Genomic DNA, 22774 nt, shown 5'->3' on the forward strand with positions numbered 1-22774 from the left:
GAACACAATCAGATGTTGATGGATCGATCTCTTGCCACAACCTTCCATGTTGTAATTGCTTCGTTGTTTTCTACCACAACAGCTTTATCATATAACGCAACAGTCGGGCAAATATGAAACGGCACGCCATACAATACATCGCCCACTTTAAAGGCTTTGCTGTCTGCAACTTTTAATACCAAATGTTCTTCGCTTTGGGAGTAGGGTGTAACTGATGGAGCATTTAAAAAGTGTACACGTGGTTGTGGGTTTTCAGCAGCAACAGACTTATGCCCAAGATCAGTCGTAATGGTTTGGTCATCTACAATGGAAACGACTCTTGTTATTACGAGTGCTGCATAATCAAACGGCTCATCGGGAACCTGGTGTTTGTAACCCCAATCCCAATACACAAACGTGCCGGGACTGCATTCCACATTCCGCTTTACGTGTGTTGGAAAACTCGGCGAACCGCCAGCTACGATTGTCACCGGTTTGTTGAGTTCTGTTTCAATTTTAGTTGCCAATGCAAGCACTTCAGCAAACGCCGCATTGCTTTTTTGCTGACGTACTTCAAGATCGGTATCTCTTAAATGACCATCGTATGCGTGCAGACCTTTGAACTGAACGCCGGGTAATGCAATGAGTTGTTCGGCTAATGCAAATGCTTCGGCAGTTTTAATACCGCTTCTGTTCATGCCGCTGTTGATATCGATATAAACATTGATTGATTTATTTGCTGATGTAAACAGATCAGACAACGCTGTTGCAGTATCAATATTATCAACCAAACAACTGAATGTAGTTTGCGGATATTGCTCAACTAATGAAACTAATCGTTTTGCTTTTGGTCCAACAGGTTGATATGCCAGCAATACATCTTTGGCTTGCAACATAGCCAGCATTTCCGCTTCAGCAATAGTGGCACATTTGAATTTGGCAATTCCTGCTGCCATCATCATTGCACATGTTTCGGCTGTTTTATTTGTTTTTACATGCGGACGAAGCCTGTCCACATCTTTGATCATGTAAATTGCATGATCGATGTTTTGCTGTATGCGTTCCTTGTACAGCAGTAAAGCAGGGGAGTCGATCGTGTCAATATTATTTAGTTCGTACCAGTTCATATCGCAAAGTTGAAGGATTTAAAACTACTGGTTTGCAATAACACAGCCAAATAAGGTGAGCTTTCCATCTTAACCATATAAAAAAAGGATAGCTAAAAAGCTATCCTTTTTGAAGTTGTTCTGTAATGAAATTACTTTTGAACAATCAGCTTCTTTGTTGTTATTTTTCCGTTCACAGAAAGTTTCAACAGGTATAATCCCGATGAAAGATTTGTGAGATTATAACGAACAAGGTGATTGCCGCTGTTTGCACCCCTGTCGAGTGTGGCAACTTTCATTCCCATTAAATTATAAACATCAAGACTGTATGCCTGCGAATCTGTAGTGCTAAACTGAATAGCCGCCTGCTGTGTTGCAGGGTTTGGTGAAACAGTTAACACAAAAACTTCGGCTTGTTCCTCAGTTGTTAAATCGTTTCTGTTTTGTACAGTACTGGTACAGCCGCCTAACGAATAACCATTCTTCATCTGGTCGGGTACGCTGATGATGTTGATGCATTTGTTCTTACCATCTTTGCACAATAATATTTTATCCATGTTATTACCGCAACGTGCATCAATCACTTTCAATGCAACGGCAGCAACAGCTTTACAGCCGTATTCGTTTGTTGCTTCAATGTTGTACGTATAATCGCCTGCAGTTGCTGGAGCAAAGCTTGTTACTGCTGCTGTGGCTGAACTGAGATTGGTTGCCGGTGTCCATACAAAACTGCTTAGTGTACTGTTGGCATCTGTTGCAGTTAATGTTAGTTGCTGTGCGCCATAACCCAGCACAACTGTATTTGCATTTGTGCCGGTAAATGTATTGTCTGTACGACTCACTCCAACGGCTGGAGCAGGGATAGCACCCTCTATGGTAACAACAGCGGTTGTGCTGCTTACATTGTTGTTGTTGTCAGTAACCGTTAGTGTGATTGTATGTTCACCGATCTGTGTACAATCAAATGTTGTTTTATCAATTGCCAGTGATTTAATTCCATAGTCATCGCTGCTACCATTGTTCACCTGTCCGGCAGTAATGGTTACTGCACCATTCACTAACGGAACAGAAATATTTTTTGCTACTGCAATTGGTTTGGTTGTATCAACAACGGTGAAACTCCATACATCACCCGTCGCCACTTCGCCATCACGCACTGCATCAATACGCCAGTACAAATTCCCCAAAGTAGTAATGTTCGGAAGCGTATACGTTTGTTCGGCAACAGCTGTTGCAACAGCAACAAGATTATTGGCTGCATTACCTGTGTACACATTATACGTTTGTGCCGTACCTTTCCATTTCAGTTCTATATCGCCATAACTTACTTGTGGGTCGCCATTAACCGGAGTAGGATCAGTTACTTTGTTTACAAACGGCGTTCCTGTTTGTATGCGTTGTATTTCCTGTGCTGTTAATGCATAGTTGTACAAACGGATATCATCCATCTTATCATGGAAGGGTCTATTCTCTAAGGAATTGCCAATGAGTAAGGGGAGGTTTAAACCGGTAGAGCCATATGTTGCACTGAAGGCAATTGATCCGGCTTCAACGCCATTGATATAAACTCTGAGACGTTTTGCTGCAGTATCTTTTACAGTAATGATGTTTGTCCAGTTGTTGTTGAAGATATAATAAGGCGAAGCTTTTTTCAGGTTCACATTCAAACTCACTTTCGCTGCTGCATCATCAATTGAGAAAGTGAGTGTGCTGTCACGCAATTGCAGGCCATACCATTTACCACCGGGATCAGCAAACTTTCCTTTGTGGAAGAGATAACAATCTTTGCTTACAGCAGAATTATAATTGCTGTTGCCATTGGTTAAGTTCACCCACATGGAAACAGTAAAGGAGTTGCGATCAAACATTAAATGATCAGCATGTTGCACAGTTGCCGCACTTGTTGCAACAGGATTTACAAAGTTCAATCCGTTCGCAAATTTTCCTGCTGTCCATTCTGCTGCAGGCATATTGCTTACAACGCCGTTCCAATGATAGTTGCTGTTATCATTCACAACAGTTCCGGTTGTTTCATCAAGCTTGTAATGTGCAACCATTCCTTTCGGTGAAACAGCTTTGAAATTCCACACAGTTCCGGTTGTTGTGCCTGCATCGCCAGTGGCATCCACACGCCAGTAGTAGGTTGTACCTGCAAGCAGATTACTGAATGTAACAGATGGATTCAACAAAGCAGCATCGGCTAAGAATGAAAGATTGTTTGCATCGGTACCGAAATAAACTTTGTACGAAGTTGTATTGATCTCGCCTTTCCAGGATGAGCTGATTGTTTCGTTATAACCTTCAAGACTTGCTCCGTTTGCTAGTGTTGGTGCGTACGGTGTAATAGGAAGTGGACTGGTATGAAACAGTTTCAACACATCCATATCATTCAACACATAGTTGTACACTTTAAATTCATCGAGCATCCCTTTGTACGGCGCAGGTTTGTTGGTGGTGGTTAAAAACTCCAGCTCACCAATATTGCCAAGAATGAAATCACTTTCTTCGCCAATTGATTGTGCTGCACCCGTACCTGTTGCCTGTTCTTTGATGAGTTGTGCATTATGATATACTTTTAGTTTTTTCGCTGCAGTATCTCGAATGATTACCACATGCACCCAGTCATTCACAAAGAAGGGCACACCGCTGGTAGTTAACTCATACTTTGTAATATCATCATCAATAGCAAAACGGAACTCTTTATTCTTAAATTCAATATCGAAACGCTTACCTGTTGCACCGGTAGTTGTGTTCTTGGTAATAGAACCTTTACACAATAAGTAAGAGCTGGTATTGTTATCAGGTGGAAGCATTGATGCAGGAGCTTTCATCCAGAATGAAATAGAGAAAGGCGATTTGTTAAGATAGAGATGATCGTTATGCGGAATGCTCACTACATATTTATCTACTGATGCAGTTGCAAAATCAACAGCGCCTTTTACTTTGCCCGGCACACGAATGCTGAGGTCATCATCATCCAATCCAAGAATACCATGATTGGCATATTCTGAACTGTCGATGATATCAATACCTTCTGTTTCATCAAAACTCCAGTGACCGATCATTCCCAACGGAAATGTTTTTGTTGTACGAAAGTTCCATACGTTTCCTGTTGTTGTTCCTTTTGCATTGGTTGCATCAACACGCCAGTAATAGTTGGTATATTCTGTAAGACTGTTGACCGTGAACGATGGACTTGCATTGTAAGCAACTGTTGCAACCTGTGTAAGACTGTTGGCATTTGTGCCAAAGAAAACAGTATAGTTCACTGTATTGCTGCTGCCGGTCCAGGTAAGTTTTACAGATCCGTTTGCAGGCTCTACCTGTTGTGCATTGTTTGTTGGAGTTGGATTTGATGTAACCGTTGGGGCAGAAGCAATCGGTGGAGTTGTAACAGAAACAACCGAGCTGTATGCCGATTGTGCTGTTGCAGAAACCGCTTTTAACCGATAGTAATAGGTTTTGTTCGGCAACAAACCTGTTACATCATCATACGAAACAACATTGGCAGCAGGTTGTGCAACCTGTGTAAACGTAGTTCCGTTTTCGCTGCGTTCAATAATAAAATTTGTTTCGTTATCGGCATTGTCTGTCCACTTTACAACGATCTTGCTGTTTGGCGTAGGCAATTCAAACGATGTAGCCGTTAAATTAACAGCCGTTGGATGTTTTACAAATGCAGGAGCGGGTGTGTTCACCAGTGAGTTGATGTACACTTCAATATTCAAATACTGTGGCAGGCTTGTGCTGAATGCAGTTGCATCAGCCGCATTGTTTTTATTCAAACCATTAGCATCTTCCCACGCATCGGGCATACCATCACTGTCGCTGTCGGTTGGCGCAGGAGCGTTGAACACTTGTCCAAGTCCTCCATTTGCAAAAGGCAGATCAGTTTCACGATACACATAAAAACCATTTACACCTTTTGAAGCTACTTCGCTCATGAGTAAACCATCCACTGCATCACGACGGGGATAGTTACTTCCTGCATTGTTCATTACATGATCGTATGCCTGTGCTGCATTTAATGCTGGATTTGCAGCGGGATAAGCGAAGGGAATATTTTTAAATCCTTCGTCAGCAATACCGGGATAACCGATTGATGAACTGTTGTACGGCACTTCATCACCATCTAATATTCCATTGCGGTTGTTATCGTAAAAATTTCCTGCACCATAGAGATAAAAACTACCTGTACCTCTTGAGAAAGGAGATGCTTCACTCGGTGGTGTAAGCGGTCCACTCATGAAATAGTTGTTAATGATGTTTACTTCTGATACACCCGATGAACCACCCATGATATAGGCTTCACCGGACCAGCCATAGTTGAGATTATCGGCTAAACGATTTCCATTTCCCCAATTGTACACAATGTTGTTTACAAACTCATTCACACCTTTTACTTTGGGGTTGCGTGTTTTATTACTGATGTATAAATTTTTGATCAAACTTACTTTGCCACCGTCAGGTGTTTGTATCAAACCACCTGCAGAATGATTTTCCCTGTGCAATCCTTGTGCTATAATGGAATTGGTGATGCTGATGTTATCGGGCGCTGTACCTTTTCCATCCCAGTTAATGGAAAACACTTCATCCATGCCCCAGGAGAACGACATATGATCCATGATCATATTGGCGCCATTTGCAAGACCCGATGCATCTTTACCTGAATTACCTGTTGCGCCTAAGCGGAACCGTAAGTAACGGCAGATAACATTATTGGCACCAGAGAATGTAACTCGTTTGTTGAAGATGGTAATACCATCGCCGGGAGCAGTTTGTCCTGCAATGGTACAGTTGGCTGCAACCACCACATCGGTTTGCAATGTGATGATACCACCCACAGCAAACACAACGATACGACCGGGCTGGCTCACCGCATCACGAAAGGAACCTGCACCTGCATCGTTGAGATTGGTAACAATATAAACCTGTCGTGTAGCATTGGCTCTTGCACCTTGTGCAAATCTTCCAAAACCTTCTGCTTCCGGAAAGGCCAGTGTTTGTGCGTTAAGAATGGAGGAGGATAAAAACGAAAGCAAAAGCAGCAGTACGGATGCTGCAATTTGCAGAGTACTTTTTTTCATTTTGGCAAGTCAGTTTAGTCCATGAAATTAATGGGGCGATATTTTTAACTGTCCTGCACTGTCGGGAAAGGTTGATAAAAGTGGATAAGCTGTCAGCTTTCTTTATAAAATCTTTATACCATTGCCTGTTCATTTTATACCATATTGATAAAACCCCGGCTACCTTTGTTCTTTATTAAGTCAACAATGTTCCGCAAATTATCTTCCACCTATCAGTTACTTATCAGTATTGGCCTTGTGTTGTTTGTTGCAGGCGGATGTTATGCTTTTGAAGATTACCTTGGTTACAGGGTAGTGGCATTTATTTTATTGCTCACCGTATCGCTGGTAGCAGTTGTGTTTGATATATGGCCGGTGTTGTTTGCTGCTTTGTTAAGTGCGCTTTTATGGAACTTCTTTTTTATACCGCCAAAGTTCACCTTTCATATAGGTGATGCAGAAGATGTGCTGTTATTCTTTATGTATTTCGTTATTGCATTGATCAACGCCGTTATGACCAATCGCATCCGAAAAATTGAACAGGAAGTGCAGGAAAAAGAAGAGAAAGCAAAAACAGTAAAGCTGTACAATACGTTACTCAATTCTTTATCGCATGAATTAAAAACACCCGTAGCCGCCATTGTTGGCGCAAGCGATAATTTACTGGAAGAGCCTTCACGCTTAACAGAAGATAACAAAAAAGAACTCGTGTCAAGCATTTCAGTTGCTGCACTTCGTTTGAATCAACAGGTGGAAAATTTATTGAGCATGTCACGCCTTGAATCGGGTTTTATACAATTAAAGAAAGATTGGTGCGATATCAATGAACTGATCTACGATGTGGCGAACAGGCTCAATGAACAATTAAAGGATCATCAGCTCATTGTTACAATTGAAGAAGGATTGCCTTTTTATAAACTCGATTATGTACTAATGGAACAGGTACTCTATAACCTGCTCTATAATGCAGCGCTTTACACGCCTGCATATGGCGATATACGCATTGATGTAAAAAATCAGAACGAAAAGTTATACAAATTAAATACTGCTGACTCGGCACATAGTCAGCTCAAGAAAGAAATTCATCTGCTCTCTATTGTTATTGAAGACAGGGGAGCGGGTTTCCCTCCGACGGAAATAGAAAAAGTATTTGATAAGTTCTATCGCATGGGAAATACAAAAGCAGGCGGAACAGGTCTTGGTCTTTCTATTGTAAAAGGTTTTGTGGAAGCACATAATGGTACAGTTGTTTTGGAAAATGTGCCGCATGGCGCAAGGTTTACGATCAACATACCTGCTGAAACATCATACATTAATCAGTTGAAAAATGAATAACGCATCCATCCTTGTCATTGATGATGAAGTGCAGATACGCAGGCTGCTGGAAATTACATTGGAGAGTAATAATTTCCAGGTAACATCAGCAGCAGATGCAAAAGAAGGAATGCGGATAGCAGCTACACATCCTCCTGATCTGATCATTCTTGATCTTGGTCTGCCCGATGAGAATGGACATATTGTATTAAAGAAATTAAGAGAATGGTTCACCAAACCTGTGCTGATCTTATCCGTACAAAGCAGTGAAGAAGATATTGTAAAAGCGCTCGACAATGGTGCAAATGATTATTTGGTGAAACCATTCCGTACAGGCGAATTGCTGGCACGCATCCGTTCGGCTTTACGCAGTGCTGTAGATGAAAATGATGATCCCGTTATTGATTGTGGTGATCTGCAAATTGATCTTGCAACACGCACGGTAAAAAAACAAAACGAAATAGTAAAGCTTACTGCAACAGAATATAAACTGCTGAGCATTTTTGCACAACAGGAAGGAAAAGTATTAACGCATCAATATCTCCTGCGTGAAGTATGGGGGCCTGGTTATATCAATCAATCACAATACCTGCGGGTTTTCATTGCACAGCTGCGTAAAAAAATTGAAACAGATCCAAACCGTCCTGCACATATCATTACTGAATCGGGTGTAGGGTACAGGTTTATAGCCAAAGACTAATCAAGAAACATAAAAGTAAAAAGATGAAATCGAATAGCATTCATTCGAACAGGGTAACTATTGCCTCATTGTTGGTAGCGCTTGGTATTATTTATGGCGATATTGGCACAAGCCCCTTGTATGTATTAAAAGCCATTATTGGCACAAGAGAAATTGATGAAGTGCTGGTGCTTGGTGGCGTGTCGTGCATTTTCTGGACATTGGTTTTGCAAACCACCGTTAAATATATCTGGCTTACGTTGAAAGCTGATAACGATGGAGAAGGTGGCATCTTCTCATTATATGCATTGGTGCGCAGGTACGGAAAAAAATTAGTGATACCTGCTATACTTGGTGCCACAACATTATTGGCCGATGGAATTATCACACCACCAATTTCTGTTGCATCGGCAGTAGAAGGATTAGAAGCAGTTGTTCCGCATTTACCAACAGTGCCCATCGTGATCGTTATTTTATCATTGCTGTTTTTCTTTCAACGTTTCGGTACACAGAGAGTAGGTGGCATTTTTGGTCCGGCAATGGTCATTTGGTTTACGATGTTGTTTGTGTTGGGCATCAGCCAGATCGTTCATTACCCGGCTATCATGAAAGCATTGAATCCTGTTTATGGATATGATCTGTTGCTGCGTTATCCCGGCGGCTTCTGGTTATTGGGTGCCGTGTTTCTTTGCACCACAGGTGCGGAAGCATTGTATAGCGATCTGGGACATTGTGGCCGAAAGAATATCCGCATCTCCTGGGCCTTTGTAAAAATATGTTTGCTGGTGAATTATCTCGGACAGGCAGCATGGGTAATGCATCAAGGTCAGCCTTTGCTTGAAGGACGTAATCCTTTCTTTGAAATAATGCCCGATTGGTTTTTAATTACAGGCATCATCATTGCCACTGCTGCAACCATTATTGCATCGCAGGCACTCATCAGCGGATCATATACACTCATCAGCGAAGCAATGAATCTTAATTTCTGGCCAAGAGTACGTGTGCGTCAACCATCTGATATGAAAGGACAGATCTATATTCCAAGTGTGAATGTGATCTTGTGGATCGGTTGTGTGCTGATGATCCTTTATTTTAAGAATTCAACACATATGGAAGCGGCTTATGGTTTTTCCATCACCATCACCATGATGATGACAACTATTTTGCTCAGCTATTATCTTGTGTATAAACTGAAATGGAATAAATGGCTGGTGGCATTGATCCTTGTGTTATTCGCAACGGTTGAAACGTCGTTCTTTATTGCTAACGTCGCCAAGATAAAAGAACGCTGGATGTTTCTGTTCTTTGAACTCTTTATTTTTATGGTGATGTATGTGTGGTACAATGCACGCAAGATCAATAACCGCTTTACAAAGTTTGTTGATCTTGGTAAATATGCCAATACCATTAAAGAATTAAGTGAAGATGACCTGATACCGAAGTTCTCAACGCATCTGATCTATCTCACTAAGGCGAATAACCGTCACCAGGTAGAGGAGAAGATCATTAATTCTATTTTTTCAAAGAAGCCTAAACGTGCCGATGTGTATTGGTTTGTGCATATCAACCGCACAGAGCATCCTTATACCTTATCGTATGATGTGTCGGAGTTACTCGATGATAAAGTGATCAAGGTAACCATCAATGCAGGTTTCCGTATTCAGCCAAGAACGGAATTGTATTTTAAAAAGATCGTTCAGGATCTTGTAGTGAAGAAAGAATTGAACCTCCACATTCGACCAGATGGATCAACAAAGTACAATGCACAACCCGATTTCAAATTCATTGTCATTGAGAAATTCCTGTCGGTAGAAAATGAATTCACGTTGAAAGATGGTTTGTTGCTGAATACATATTTCTTCCTGAAAGGATTGGGACAAAGCGATGAAAAAGCATTCGGGCTTGATAAGAGTGATGTGGTAGTGGAAGATGTGCCGTTACTGTATCAACCTGCTCAGCCAATTGAATTAACACGTGTTGCTCAGTAATATATTTGCAGAATGAAACGATTGCTTGCTATTATTCTTTTTCTCACGACGATGTTTATGGTTGCGGCTCAGGACAGCACAAACAAAAACAAATTACGTTTTTCGGGTTTTGCAGATCTTTATTATCAATACGATTGTAATCAGCCGGTATCGAACGAACGTCCACCGTTTATATATAATCATAAAAAGCACAACAAACCTTCCGTTAACCTGGCCTTATTGAAAGTTACATACGAACATGCAAAACTGAAAGCAAACCTTGCAGTGATGGCCGGAGATTATGCTCGGTATAATTTAGCAGCAGAACCCCGATTGCTGCAGTACGTTTACGAAGCAAATGCCGGTTACAGGTTTACAGATAAGTTAAGTGCAGAAGCAGGTATTCTTCCCTCGCATATTGGTATAGAAAGCGCCATCAGCAAAGATTGCTGGAACCTCAGCCGGAGTTTACTGGCAGAAAGCTCACCTTATTACGAAACAGGAGTGAGGTTGAATTATGCATTCAACCAAAAATGGACAGCATCTGCATTGCTGCTGCAAGGCTGGCAGAATATAAAAGACAACAACAGATCGAAGGCGTTGGGTACACAGCTTGTATTTAAACCCAATGAAAGCTGGGTATTTAATTCCTCTGCTTTTATTGGTAACGAGCAGCCCGATTCGCTGGCTGCTGTTGTACGAATGTTTCATAACCTGTCCATTACTTATACGATTGATTCAAAAGCGAACCTCGCTTTGTTGCTCGATGCAGGTGTACAGGGCAAAGAAAGCTGGTGGGGAAGTGCTGCTATGCTGCAGTATAAATTCAATAAACAGTTGAATGCTGCTATGCGTGCAGAATACTATTCCGATAAGAACGGCATTATTGTTTCAGCATATAAGCCAATTCCATTTTCTGCAACCGGGCTTTCCGTGAATGTTGATTATTTGCCGTTATCGTTCATCAGTTTTAGAACAGAACTTAAATACATAGAGGCACCTTATTCTTTCTTTACAAGAAATGGAATTGCAGTAAGTAATGGTTTAACAATACTTGCCTCTGTTGCAGTTGGTTTTTAACCTGCTTACCGTAGTTGAGATATGAAAGGAATCAATTAAGATTTAATCCTATAAAAATGCCAATCCAGGGTTTGTGCTGATAAATCCATTGGTTACGGTTTTTATCGGTAATAAAATCAAACCCAAGCGAAATACCGGTGTTGAATTTCCGGAAACCGGCGAGTGCTGCAAGTCCGTAATCTATGGTAAAAGCATCGTACTCGTAATCGATCGTATTGTTCAGCACTTTTGGATTCATAAACGAAGAGCCGATTCCTGCAAACAGACCCAAGCCAATTCCTGAGCGGGTATATTTTTCACGCTTAATACCGTTGTAAATTGTTTGCTGTTGAATTTTTAAGCGATCCATGCGATAGCCAATGTAAAACGAACCATTAAAACCCGTATTGAACTGTGCAGGCATTTCTGCAATAGCCGGTCTGAATTTGAACGGCGTGGTAAACAAATCGAAATCGAGGGATGGTTTCAGAAGAATGATCTCATTTGCATTTTCAGTGAAAGGATAAAGCAATCCTGTTGTAACAGGATTTGCCTGCGAACGAAAAAAAAACACTGTCGCCTTCCAGAACTAAATAAACCACCTTGATTTTTTGCAGGGTATTTGTGTCTTGCTTAAAATAATGCGCAGCAGTTGTTTTCGATAACAGGTATTTTCCTTCTTCCAGATCCTGTAACGATGTTTTTTGTAAAACACTGCAGCTTGCGAAAAGAAGCGAACATATTAAGCAGAATAGTTTGGCTGATCCGGTATTCATCTTTTTGTATGGTGGAATTAGTACAATGTTACGCAAAACAGTTGTTTCAGTTGTTCATATGCCAATATGCACGGGTATTTAAAACGCTTTAAAAGAGCAATTGCAGGTAGAGGTATATACAAGAGTTAAGAATATAAAAACATATCTGAACAAACAAAAGCCACTGCTTTCACAGTGGCCTTCAACTAATATATATTGTATTCTTTAGCTCTTAAACCGAAACACTACGCTGCCATTCTTCTTATCATCTGCACTTAAAAATACTTTGTAATACTGTTCGCCATTTTGTACACGCATAATAGCTGTGTTGGGTGGTACACGACCCTGGTTTTCAGCATACATGGTTAACGTGTTGTCTTTACCACGAATAGCTTTCAGTTTAAGGGTAATGGGTTTATCGCTGAGTGTTTTTTGCAAAGCAACCACTTCACCATTGAACAACACTGTAATAATATCGCCGTCGATTTCTGCATTATCAAATAAATTCACGGTAATCTCTTCTTCTTCGATCGGGATAGTTTCAAATACTTTGCTTTCACGCTTTTCTAAACCATTGGGCAGTTTAGGTGCAGGAATAGTTGTTGGTTTTACTTCCGGTTTTGTTTGGGGTTCAGTTGTGTTGTCAACCTTCGTAATAGAAGGTACTGTAACAACCGGCGTTTCTTTTTTAGGTTCGGTAGTGGCAGGTTTTGTTACAGGCTTGGTTACAGGTTTTTCAACAGGCGGTTTATTCGTTGCAGGACTTGTACGGGCTGTGCTGTTTTGCGGTGGTGTTGTAACGTTGTTTTTCACCAGTTGTTTACGCATCAATGTAGTTGAGCCAATACCACATTTGTCAATATCTCTTGCGCCTTTCCATGTTCCGCTTAGTTCTTCCGTTTCGCCTTTACGGAAATAGGTGAGTGTGTGCATCTGTAAACAATCGATTTGGTCGGGTGGTGTATTTTTTTTGATCACTTTTACTTCGGTGGAAGTAAGTGTTTTACTACCCGGATCGATGGTGCCTTTTATTTCGCAGATGGTATAATACCGTTTTCCTGCATAATTAAAATAGGTTGTGGAGGTACCGGTAAAGCTGTTGCCCCGGGCCTCAATTTCCAATACATATTCTGTTTGACCGCCAGGTTCGTTTTTAGAATTAAAGCTGCCTGTCCATTGGCCGCTGTATTTCTGGGCAAAAAGCTGTGAAGTGCAAAAAAGGAAAGCAAGTAATAAAATCTGTCTCATTGTGTAAGTTCAAAATCTACCTGCAAATTACACAATTGAAAAAAAACGGCTTGGGTAAGGGTTTGTTAATTTTCAAACGGTTAGCTTTTGTTACCTTTGTTCTCCAAAAAAATCAAGACAAGTACATGAAGATCAGTTTTCCGGATGGAGCAGTGCGGGAGTACGAGCAAGGTGCGTCGGCTCTTGACATTGCAAAATCAATCAGCGAAGGATTAGCAAGAAAAGTATTGGCAGCAAATGTAAATGGAGAGGTGTGGGATCTTTCCCGTGCAATAACGGGTGATGCTACATTGAAATTGCTGACCTGGGATGATGCTGATGGAAAAAACACCTTCTGGCATTCAAGTGCTCATCTTATGGCCGAAGCAGTTGAATCATTGTTCCCGGGTGTAAAATTCTGGGTAGGCCCTGCTTTGGATAAAGGTTTTTATTACGATATGGATCTCGGCGATAAGAAAATGACCGAGGAAGACCTAGTGGTGCTGGAAAAGAAAATGAACGAACTGGCAAAAAAGAACAATGCTTACCAGCGTAAAGAAATTTCCAAACAGGATGCCATTGCTTATTTCACCGAGAAAGGCGATGAGTACAAACTCGATCTCCTGCAAAACCTGGAAGACGGCGGCATTACCTTTTATACACAAGGCGATTTTACCGATCTCTGCCGTGGACCACATATCCCGTCAACCGGTTTTATCAAAGCCATCAAACTCACTTCTATTGCAGGTGCGTATTGGAAAGGCAATGAAAAGAACAAACAGTTAACCCGTGTGTATGGCGTAACCTTTCCTTCACAAAAAGAACTGGATGAATACCTGGCGATGCTGGAAGAAGCGAAGAAGCGTGATCACCGTAAGCTGGGTAAAGAGCTGGGCATTTATACAATGGATGACGATACCGGTCCGGGTTTGCCTTTGTGGTTACCTAACGGCACCATCATTATTGAAGAGCTGGAAAAGCTGGCGAAAGAAACAGAAGCTGCTGCAGGGTATAAGCGTGTGGTAACACCGCATATTGCAAAGGAGAGCATGTATCTCACCAGTGGTCACCTGCCTTACTATGCAGATAGTATGTTTCCGCCCATGGAAATGGATGGAGAGAAATATTATCTGAAGGCGATGAACTGTCCACATCATCATAAAATATTTGATGCAGAACCAAAAAGCTACAAAGATCTTCCATACCGCATTGCTGAATACGGTACCTGTTACCGTTATGAGCAGAGTGGGGAGTTATTTGGTTTGATGCGTGTACGTTGCTTACACATGAACGATGCACATATTTATTGCAACCGTGAACAGTTTGCCGATGAGTTCCGTGCGGTGAACGATATGTACCTGAAGTATTTCAAGATCTTTGGTATTGATAAGTATGTGATGCGTTTGAGCCTGCATGAACCAAGCAAACTTGGTCAGAAATATGTGAACGAACCACAGCTCTGGCAGGAAACAGAAGCAATGGTGCGTAAAGTACTCATAGAATCAAATATTCCGTTTGTTGAGGTGCATGATGAGGCGGCTTTCTATGGTCCGAAGATCGATGTGCAGATATGGAGCACCATTGGCCGGGAGTTTACACTGGCAACCAACCAGGTCGACTTCAACAGTGGTAACAAATTCAAACTGTCGTACACCAATCAAAACAACCAGCCCGATGTGCCGTTGATCATTCACCGTGCACCATTGGGTACACACGAACGTTTCATTGGGTTCTTACTGGAGCATTATGCAGGGAAATTCCCGTTATGGTTAGCGCCAATGCAGGTGAAGATTCTGCCAATCAGCGATAAGTTTATGGATTATGCAAAAACTCTGTTACAGAAACTGAAAAAAGCAGATATTCGTGCAGAGATTGACGACCGTAATGAAAAGATCGGTAAGAAGATCCGTGATACAGAGCTGGCAAAAGTGCCGTATATGCTGGTAGTAGGTGAAAAAGAAATGAACGAAGGAAAAGTAGCAGTACGTAAGCAAGGTAAAGGTGATGCAGGAACTGTAGATGCAGATGAGTTTATTGCTGCAGCCGCTCTTGAGATCAGCGAACGTAAATCAGATTAAAAGAATTTCTCTTTAACCCCTGGAGAGAATTTTAAAAACAAAATGAACAGTTGCTTCCGGTAAGGGGATGGGAGCAGAATTAGTATGGCATTTCCACAAAGACCTCCAAGGGGACGTTTTATTCCCCGTAAAGAACCAGAGCATCGCATTAACCACATGATCCGGGTACCGGAAGTACGTTTGGTGGGCGATAATGTAGAGGTGGGTGTTTATCCAACTCAAAAAGCTTTACAGATTGCCCAGGATCTGGGTTTGGACCTGGTTGAAATTTCTCCGCAGGCAGTACCGCCTGTTTGTAAAGCGACCGATTACAACAAATTCCTTTACGAAAAGAAGAAGAAGGAAAAGGAAATGAAGGCCAAGAGCAAATCGGCCGAGTTGAAGGAGATCCGCTTTACACCAAACACCGACGATCATGACTTTGACTTTAAAGCCAAGCACGCCGAAAACTTCCTGAAAGAAGGAAATAAGGTAAAGGCTTATGTACAGTTTAAAGGTCGTGCCATCCAGTTTAAGGAAAGGGGAGAATTGGTGTTGCTGAAGTTTGCTGAACGCTTGCAGGAAATTGGCCAGGTTGAAGGCCTACCGAAGCTGGAAGGTAAACGGATGCTCATGATCATTTCGCCGAAAACGACGAAAAAGAAAAAAGAAAGTGCAGAATAAGCATAAGCAAACCGCCTCCGAAAGAGGCGGTTTTGTTTGTATATTATGGTTTAGATGCTTGATTACCAAGGAAAGTAACCTCGACAAAGGAGAGTTCTTCGGAATTTTGGAATGCTGCAATTTTAGAGATGTCTCGTGCCTCGACATGAAGGGCATCGGGACCGGCCGCTGATCTTTTGTAAAAAAAGTGTGTTCCTATTTCCGTCTTTTCCATACATTTTTCCTACATTTGCGCTCCCAAATCGGGAAGCTGGAAACAGCTGGTATTGCCCAAACGGCCCCCTAAGTGTTCTGCCTGTGCAGAGCCGCCAGCCGGGTATCATTCTTAAAGCGCAGTAAAATGCCAAAGGTAAAAACCAATTCAAGTGCCAAAAAAAGGTTTAAAGTAACCGGCACCGGTAAGATCACTCACCAAAAGAGTTTCAAACGTCACATCCTCACTAAGAAGTCTAAAAAGCGTAAGCGTAACATGCGTATCGACGGTGTAGTTGCAAAATCACATGTTGACTTTGTAAAACGTTTATTGCGTCTGAAATAAGAGCCGCACAAACACACATCAAATTTATCATTCAAAAAAATTAAGATATGCCACGTTCAGTAAACGCAGTTGCTTCTAAAGCACGCCGCAAAAGAATTCTTAAGCAAGCCAAAGGCTTCTATGGCAAACGTAAAAACGTTTATACAGTTGCCAAAAACGTAGTTGAAAAAGGTATGACCTACTCTTACGTAGGCCGTAAATTGAAAAAGCGTGAATACCGTGCGCTTTGGATTGCCCGTATCAATGCAGCAGTAAGAGAAGAAGGTTTAACTTATTCTCAGTTCATCAATAAACTGAAAGTAAAGAACATCGACCTCGATCGTAAGATCCTTGCAGACCTGGCGATGAACGAACCGGAAAGTTTTAAGAAGCTGGTTGAATCTGTAAAGTAATATCTCAGATATAAACAAAAGCCCCGACAGCAATGTTGTGGCTTTTGTATTAAGGATGCTTTTGCTTAGAGAAAAAGCACCAACCGTTCCTGCGGAACGGAGTACTTCTGCTTATTTTTTTCTACTATGAAATGTTTCTACGGAACAAGCACTGTCATGTTGTAGTATTTTTTGTTCCATAGGAACGTCTGGCGGCATTAAAAATATTGAGAAAAACAATTATTTTAAAACACTCCAACACCGCAGGATGCAGTAAAAAAATCTTCACGCCCCTGCATTTATTTTTACAATAGTTTTGTGCAAAATTTTTTAAAGGTGACACAAGACCAACGCTCGTTTCAACTGACCAATCAAACGTATAACGACCTCGTTCATCAAACTTTTAATTTTCCACAGGATGGGTTTGATCTGAAAGACGGTTACCTCCAATTCAACGGACTTGATGTAAAAGCTTTGATCGATAAGTATGGTACTCCCATGAAACTGACTTATCTGCCAAAAATTGGTATGCAGATCAAAAAGGCGAAGAAGATGTTTGATGCTGCGTTTAAAAAGCATCGCTACGAAGGCAAGTACTTTTATTGCTATTGTACAAAGAGCAGTCATTTTTCGTTTGTAGTGGAAGAAGCATTGAAGCATGAAATTCACCTGGAAACTTCTTATGCTTATGACATTGAGATCATCAATAAGCTTTATCAGAAAAAGAAGATAAACAAGGATATACAGATCATCTGTAACGGTTACAAACAAAAGCATTATATAGCACGCATTGCAAAATTGCTCAACAGCGGATTTAAAAATGTAACGCCGATTCTTGATAACAAAGAAGAGCTGCAGCAATACAAGAAAACAGTAAAGGTTCCCTTTAAAGTGGGTATACGTGTAGCAGCGGAAGAAGAACCTACATTCCCTTTCTATACTTCACGCTTAGGCATAAGAGCAAGAGATATTCTTGAATTTTATGTAGATAAGATAGAAGGTAATGAAGATCGTTTCCAGTTAAAGATGTTGCATATCTTCCTTAACAAAGGAATTAAAGATGATATCTATTACTGGAGTGAGCTGAATAAGGTTGTTACGCTGTATTGCCAGTTGAAGAAGATCTGCCCTGAGCTGGATTCAATTAATATTGGCGGCGGTTTCCCTATTAAACACTCGCTTGGTTTTGAATACGACTATCAATTCATGATTCATGAAATTGTAGCAACCATTAAAAAGACCTGTAAAAAAGCAGGTGTACCCATGCCGAATATTTATACCGAGTTCGGAAGCTTTACCGTTGGTGAAAGTATGGCGCATATCTATTCAGTGATTGGCCAAAAAACACAGAACGACCGTGAGAACTGGTATATGATCGATTCTTCTTTCATTACTACTTTGCCTGATACATGGGGTATTGGTGAAAAGTTTTTGATGTTGCCGATCAACAAGTGGGAGAACGATTACCAGCGTGTGGTGTTGGGTGGTATTACCTGCGACAGTCATGACTACTACGATTCGGAAGAGCATATCAATGAAGTGTTCCTGCCCAAGTTAAACGGAGACGCACAGGAGCCTTTATATGTTGGGTTCTTCCACACAGGAGCATATCAGGATCAGATAAGTGGATATGGTGGTATCAAGCACTGTATGATTCCTTCGCCCAAGCATATTATTGTAGGGCACGATAAAAACGGTAAGCTGGTTGATTGGGTATATGCAAAAGAACAAACCGCACAAAGTATGTTGAAGATATTAGGCTACTAATGATCTTATAAAAAGCAAAGCCCCGACAAATGCCGGGGCTTTTTTATGTTCACTTCTATACCTTACATATTCGGATTGGTAGTACGGCTTGGACGTTTACCACCATTTTGAGGAGTGTTGTTTGGATATTGCGGATACGAAGGATACTGCGGATATTGATTCGGATAATTCCTTACATCTCTGTCGTTCCAGTTCCGATCGTCGTGATCGCAATCACATCCTTTTTTGCCTTTACCTTTTGCATAATCTCTTGCATGTCCGCCATAAACTTTTTTCGCTTGTCCCGGAGGGAGGTTGCTTCGATGGCTGCAATTATCGTAATTACGATTGTTGTTATTACGAGGATAACTCATTGTACCATTGGGATAACGAATTGCGCCATCGGGATAGCGAGTTGTTCCGTCTGGGTATTGTATTGTTCCATCGGGCCATTGGCGGCTACCATCCTGGCGAACTACAGGTTTGTTCGAGGAGTTGCCGAAAATGTTACCATTGCGTGGAAACAACTGCGCCGAAGCTGAAGTGCTTGCTACAAGCATCATCAGGGCTATTGACCATTTGTAGAATTTTAAGTTTGCCATAGTCGGTAAGTTTTTACTCTTGTAATTCAAACAATTTGCCAAACACTAAAACAAAGAGCTATGCGCTTATTTCTTACGCTTTCTTTAACAATGATGTGCTGCTTTGCAACAAAAGCACAGAGTACAGAAGATTCTGTAAAAGCCGTTGTTAACAATATGTTTGCAGCTATGAAAAATGCTGACTCTGCAGGTTTGAAAAATGCATTTTCTGAATGGGCTGTTTTGCAAACCATCAGTCGTACAAAAGAAGGACAGACGATTGTGCGTACCGATAACATAGATGCGTTTGCTTCTTTTGTTGGTAAAACAACTAAAGGCGATGCCGATGAACGCATCACATTCGGGGCTATACATATCGATGGTGCTTTGGCAAGTGTATGGACTCCTTATCAATTTTATTTGAAAGGAACCTTCAGTCATTGCGGGGTAAACTCCTTTCAGTTAGTGCGGGTGAATGGAGTTTGGAAAATTCAATACATTATTGATACAAGACGAAAAGGCGATTGCAAATAATTACATAATAGAAACTAAAAGATACTTTTTCAAAAAATCGTAACTCCCACAAAAAAAATCGTCACTGCGAAGAACGAAACAGTCTAATCTTAAGATTGCTTCACTATCGTTCGCAATGACGACCTTTTGAAAAAGTATTTTTAAAATTTAATTTTTTCTTGAACGGTATTTACGGTTTACTTTTTTGCTTTCGAAATACTTGGCTGCTTCTTTCGGGTCTTCAATGTTAATCTCTTCTAACGGAACATCGATCAATTGCTGTTGAATCTGTTTCAGATCAGCTTTCATTTTTGCTGTCTTCGTAACAATTTCCGGATCTTTATCGCTCACAAGTCCATTCTCCTGCAAAATATATTCTAAGCGACGGATGCTTGTTCGTACCAGCGACACCGAGTTCTGATCATTTACTTTGTTCGGCGATACTGCTTCTTTCACCGGTACCAGTGTTACACCAACTGCAGGCAACACACGCCCCACATTTTTTTGGTCTTCGTTCTTTGATGTGCTGAGAATTGTTCCGGCCAATGCAGAAGAGGAGGAGGTCATATCAAAAGCAACCCGTGAATTTCTCGTCTTCTTGATTTTTCTATCTAATGTGCGGAAGGTAAACTTCAGCTGAATGATGTAACGGTTATAATCGGTTACCAGCTTGTCGTATTCCTGTTTTTTGAGCGGATAGTTAATGGCATCTCTTACAACAACACGCACTACAGCTGTGTCTTTGTTGCGGAATTTGTCAGCACCAATAAAGAGCACACGAAATTCTTTTGTTTTTGCGGGGTCATTGTCTTTCACAAAATCGTAAGGAACGAACCAAACAAAATCATCCTTGCATTTTGTGATCTGGTATTCCGGTTTAATTGGAATAGAGCTTTCGAAATTAATGTACTCAATAGGAAAATTTCCGTTTTCGCAGTTAAGAGAAATTCTTGCAGTATCACCTTCGTCTACAGTAATCGATGCTGAAACAGAAGGCCGGATCTTCGATTGAATAATTTCTGTATTGAAGAATACAATCGTGAACATGGTGTCGGCCTTATCGGTTGGGTTATCCAGGCTTTGCACACCCAGCTGCACTTTGTATTCAACATCGTACTTCAATCTTCCCGAAAGGAAATAAGCCTTTTCTGCTTTAAATGTAAGCGTACCGTTGTCTTTGTTAATACGCAAACCAACAGGAGAATTTTTCAGGTACCAATAGTAGTTCTTCTGCTCTTTATTTATTTCGAGTTTATAGGAGAGTGAGCTGTCTACATGTACTGTAAAATAAGGATTCAGGTTACGGATACGCAGAATGGTATCAGTAGCCGGATGCTGGATCGTTGTGTCTGTAACTTCCTGTGCCTGACCATGCAGGAAAAGGAATAAAACTGTTACGAGGGTTAAAAGTGGTTTCATGCTGATGCGTTGCGAAGATAACCATGTAAGTTGAAACAGCTGTTAAGAGAATGAAAAAGCCCATTGTAAAAACAACGGGCTTACCAAAACCAACTGCTATAAAAACAAGCTTTATGAAGCTATTACTGTATGTTGATCGTTTTTACGGGTTGTTGTACATCTGCTTTTTTAGGCAGAAACAATTTCAGTAAACCATTTTCATATTTCGCCTGGATAGCTTCCGCATTGATTTTTTCATCAACTGTAAAGCTGCGTTTGAAGCTCTGATAGCTGAACTCACGGCGAACAACTTTCACATCGTCATTCTTCGCTTCTTCTTTCTTTTCGTAACTGATACTGAGTAAACCTTTATCAACTGTAATGTTGAAGTCTTCTTTGTTACGGCCTGGAACATTTAATTCCATGTGATAACCATCTGCTGTTTCAAGAATGTTTACTGCAGGTGAAAACAGGTTGTTTACTGTTTTACCAAAAGCAGGCAATTCATTAAAGAACTCATCAAAAAAGTTGTTGAGGTTGCGTTGTGCGGGGCTGTGCAATTTTACCATTGTCATAGTATTAAAGTTTATTTGTTTTGAAATAATGAAAGGAAATCATCAAAGCATGTTCCATCGATAATTTGTACGCCTTCATTTCAGATTAATGAAAATTTTTGCGACAAAAAGTCTGCTTTCTTGTAATCGAACTGTCAAAAATTCTTTTTTGTTCGATTAGATTTGACTTTCCGTTAGCTTTGCAGAAATTTTAAATCAATTCAACTATGTATCCAGCAGAAATAGTAATCCCTATGAAGGGAGAGATGACCGAAGGAGGATTTGAAGAATTATTATCGGCCGACGCAGTAGATACCGCACTTACACAAAAAGGAACAAGCCTTGTGTTTATTAACTCAGTATGCGGTTGTGCCGCAGGTAGTGCAAGACCAGGTGTGTTGATGGCTGTAAGCAACAGCACAAAGCGGCCCGATCATTTGCTCACAAGCTTTGCAGGTTTTGATATTGATGCAGTGAAAAAGATCCGTGAACATTTGTTGCCTTATCCTCCAAGCTCACCAGCAATTGCTTTGTTTAAAGATGGTCAGTTAGTGCATTTTATCGAGCGTCATAATATTGAAGGTCGTCCTGCACAAATGATTGCGCAAAACCTTATTGGTGCGTTTGAAGAGTTTTGCAATTAATCATTTCAAAGAAAGTTTATTCCATCCCTCAACTTCGGTTGGGGGATTTTTTTGATAAGTATGCATACTTATACGAGTTGATAAAATAAAACATACTGTAATAAGTATGGCATACCTATTCAGATGTTGTATTTTTGCATTTACTGTAAACTAAGCTATCGTGGCGCTTAGGCGCCAAGGAAAGTCCGGACAGCATAGAGCAACGCACCGGTGAAGAGCCGGGTCCTGCATTTTTGCTGGAACAGAAAGTGCCACAGAAAATAACCGCCTTGCTGTAAAGTAGGGTAAGGGTGAAAAAGTAGGGTAAGAGCCTACGGGTTATAGCAGTAATGTTATAGCGGGGTAAACCTTTCGTGCTGAAATGCCACATATACCGTCGCCTGAGGGCTGCTCGCTCGATGACGGAGGGTAGGCAGATTGATCCTTGAGCGTAAGTTGAAGGACAGATAAATGATAGCTCCGTTCACTTTTGGTGAATACGACAAAATCCGGCTTACAGGTTTACAGTTTTTTAAAACATCAGGCCCCGTTACTAA

The 22774-nt window shown here is 41.0% G+C and carries 19 protein-coding genes and 1 other RNA gene; 12 read left to right on the forward strand and 8 right to left on the reverse strand.

The window, feature by feature from the left end:
- Positions 1–8: 8 nt before the first annotated feature.
- Positions 9–1106: a D-TA family PLP-dependent enzyme gene (locus tag ESA94_RS16445; protein ID WP_129132030.1), complete on the reverse strand. Its 1098-nt coding sequence runs from the start codon at positions 1104–1106 to the stop codon at positions 9–11.
- Positions 1107–1237: 131 nt separating this feature from the next.
- Positions 1238–6172, reverse strand: a complete 4935-nt coding sequence (locus ESA94_RS16450) for a LamG-like jellyroll fold domain-containing protein (RefSeq protein ID WP_129132031.1) — start codon at positions 6170–6172, stop codon at positions 1238–1240.
- Positions 6173–6358: 186 nt separating this feature from the next.
- Here ESA94_RS16450 and ESA94_RS16455 point away from each other — a divergent pair, with 186 nt between their 5' ends.
- The 4 genes from ESA94_RS16455 to ESA94_RS16470 are packed head-to-tail and all read left to right on the forward strand — an operon-like array spanning position 6359 to position 11191.
- Complete coding sequence (locus tag ESA94_RS16455) at positions 6359–7486, forward strand: sensor histidine kinase (protein ID WP_129132032.1); 1128 nt, start codon at positions 6359–6361, stop codon at positions 7484–7486.
- A complete protein-coding gene (locus ESA94_RS16460; RefSeq protein ID WP_129132033.1) occupies positions 7479–8165 on the forward strand; it encodes a response regulator in 687 nt (228 codons plus the stop codon). The genes ESA94_RS16455 and ESA94_RS16460 overlap by 8 nt, the downstream gene beginning before the upstream one ends.
- Positions 8166–8188: 23 nt before the next feature.
- Positions 8189–10132: a KUP/HAK/KT family potassium transporter gene (locus ESA94_RS16465; protein WP_129132034.1), complete on the forward strand. Its 1944-nt coding sequence runs from the start codon at positions 8189–8191 to the stop codon at positions 10130–10132.
- A 12-nt stretch (positions 10133–10144) separates the two neighbouring features.
- The gene (locus ESA94_RS16470) at positions 10145–11191 is read left to right on the forward strand and encodes a porin (protein WP_129132035.1); all 1047 of its coding nucleotides are present in this window, start codon (positions 10145–10147) and stop codon (positions 11189–11191) included.
- Between the two features lie 31 nt (positions 11192–11222).
- On the opposite strand, the gene ESA94_RS16475 is transcribed toward ESA94_RS16470, so the two are convergent.
- Positions 11223–11744 carry a hypothetical protein gene (locus ESA94_RS16475; RefSeq protein ID WP_129132036.1) on the reverse strand — a complete coding sequence of 174 codons (522 nt, stop codon included), beginning with the start codon at positions 11742–11744 and terminating at the stop codon, positions 11223–11225.
- Positions 11745–12150: 406 nt separating this feature from the next.
- Positions 12151–13173 carry a hypothetical protein gene (locus ESA94_RS16480; RefSeq protein WP_129132037.1) on the reverse strand — a complete coding sequence of 341 codons (1023 nt, stop codon included), beginning with the start codon at positions 13171–13173 and terminating at the stop codon, positions 12151–12153.
- A gap of 125 nt (positions 13174–13298) precedes the next feature.
- Here ESA94_RS16480 and thrS point away from each other — a divergent pair, with 125 nt between their 5' ends.
- Both thrS and infC read left to right on the forward strand, forming a co-directional pair.
- Positions 13299–15230: a threonine--tRNA ligase gene (gene thrS, locus ESA94_RS16485; protein ID WP_129132038.1), complete on the forward strand. Its 1932-nt coding sequence runs from the start codon at positions 13299–13301 to the stop codon at positions 15228–15230.
- A gap of 84 nt (positions 15231–15314) precedes the next feature.
- A complete protein-coding gene (infC, locus tag ESA94_RS16490; RefSeq protein ID WP_129132039.1) occupies positions 15315–15893 on the forward strand; it encodes a translation initiation factor IF-3 in 579 nt (192 codons plus the stop codon).
- A gap of 43 nt (positions 15894–15936) precedes the next feature.
- Here the strand turns inward: infC and ESA94_RS21480 are convergent, their stop codons facing one another.
- Positions 15937–16107 carry a hypothetical protein gene (locus ESA94_RS21480; protein ID WP_164972772.1) on the reverse strand — a complete coding sequence of 57 codons (171 nt, stop codon included), beginning with the start codon at positions 16105–16107 and terminating at the stop codon, positions 15937–15939.
- A gap of 126 nt (positions 16108–16233) precedes the next feature.
- On the opposite strand from ESA94_RS21480, the gene rpmI reads away from it, so the two are divergent.
- From rpmI to ESA94_RS16505, 3 genes are all read left to right on the forward strand, one after another.
- Positions 16234–16431 (forward strand): 50S ribosomal protein L35, encoded by a 198-nt coding sequence (gene rpmI, locus ESA94_RS16495; protein WP_129132040.1) that lies wholly within the window; start codon positions 16234–16236, stop codon positions 16429–16431.
- Positions 16432–16478: 47 nt separating this feature from the next.
- The gene (rplT, locus tag ESA94_RS16500) at positions 16479–16823 is read left to right on the forward strand and encodes a 50S ribosomal protein L20 (protein WP_129132041.1); all 345 of its coding nucleotides are present in this window, start codon (positions 16479–16481) and stop codon (positions 16821–16823) included.
- Positions 16824–17138: 315 nt separating this feature from the next.
- Positions 17139–18569, forward strand: a complete 1431-nt coding sequence (locus tag ESA94_RS16505; protein WP_240671078.1) for a type III PLP-dependent enzyme domain-containing protein — start codon at positions 17139–17141, stop codon at positions 18567–18569.
- A gap of 62 nt (positions 18570–18631) precedes the next feature.
- On the opposite strand, the gene ESA94_RS16510 is transcribed toward ESA94_RS16505, so the two are convergent.
- The gene (locus ESA94_RS16510) at positions 18632–19150 is read right to left on the reverse strand and encodes a T-complex 10 C-terminal domain-containing protein (protein WP_129132042.1); all 519 of its coding nucleotides are present in this window, start codon (positions 19148–19150) and stop codon (positions 18632–18634) included.
- A 60-nt stretch (positions 19151–19210) separates the two neighbouring features.
- Between ESA94_RS16510 and ESA94_RS16515 the strand changes: the two genes are divergently transcribed.
- Positions 19211–19663: a nuclear transport factor 2 family protein gene (locus ESA94_RS16515; RefSeq protein ID WP_129132043.1), complete on the forward strand. Its 453-nt coding sequence runs from the start codon at positions 19211–19213 to the stop codon at positions 19661–19663.
- 147 nt (positions 19664–19810) lie between these two features.
- Here the strand turns inward: ESA94_RS16515 and ESA94_RS16520 are convergent, their stop codons facing one another.
- Positions 19811–21061: a hypothetical protein gene (locus ESA94_RS16520; RefSeq protein ID WP_129132044.1), complete on the reverse strand. Its 1251-nt coding sequence runs from the start codon at positions 21059–21061 to the stop codon at positions 19811–19813.
- Between the two features lie 122 nt (positions 21062–21183).
- On the reverse strand, positions 21184–21615 hold the full coding sequence (locus tag ESA94_RS16525) for an Hsp20/alpha crystallin family protein (protein WP_129132045.1): 432 nt from the start codon (positions 21613–21615) through the stop codon (positions 21184–21186).
- 206 nt (positions 21616–21821) lie between these two features.
- On the opposite strand from ESA94_RS16525, the gene ESA94_RS16530 reads away from it, so the two are divergent.
- Positions 21822–22238: a BrxA/BrxB family bacilliredoxin gene (locus tag ESA94_RS16530; protein ID WP_129132046.1), complete on the forward strand. Its 417-nt coding sequence runs from the start codon at positions 21822–21824 to the stop codon at positions 22236–22238.
- Between the two features lie 142 nt (positions 22239–22380).
- Positions 22381–22750, forward strand: an RNA gene (rnpB, locus tag ESA94_RS16535) — RNase P RNA component class A.
- Positions 22751–22774: the final 24 nt, after the last annotated feature.

Origin of the sequence: Lacibacter luteus (assembly GCF_004118265.1) — a bacterium.
Taxonomy (GTDB): domain Bacteria; phylum Bacteroidota; class Bacteroidia; order Chitinophagales; family Chitinophagaceae; genus Lacibacter; species Lacibacter luteus.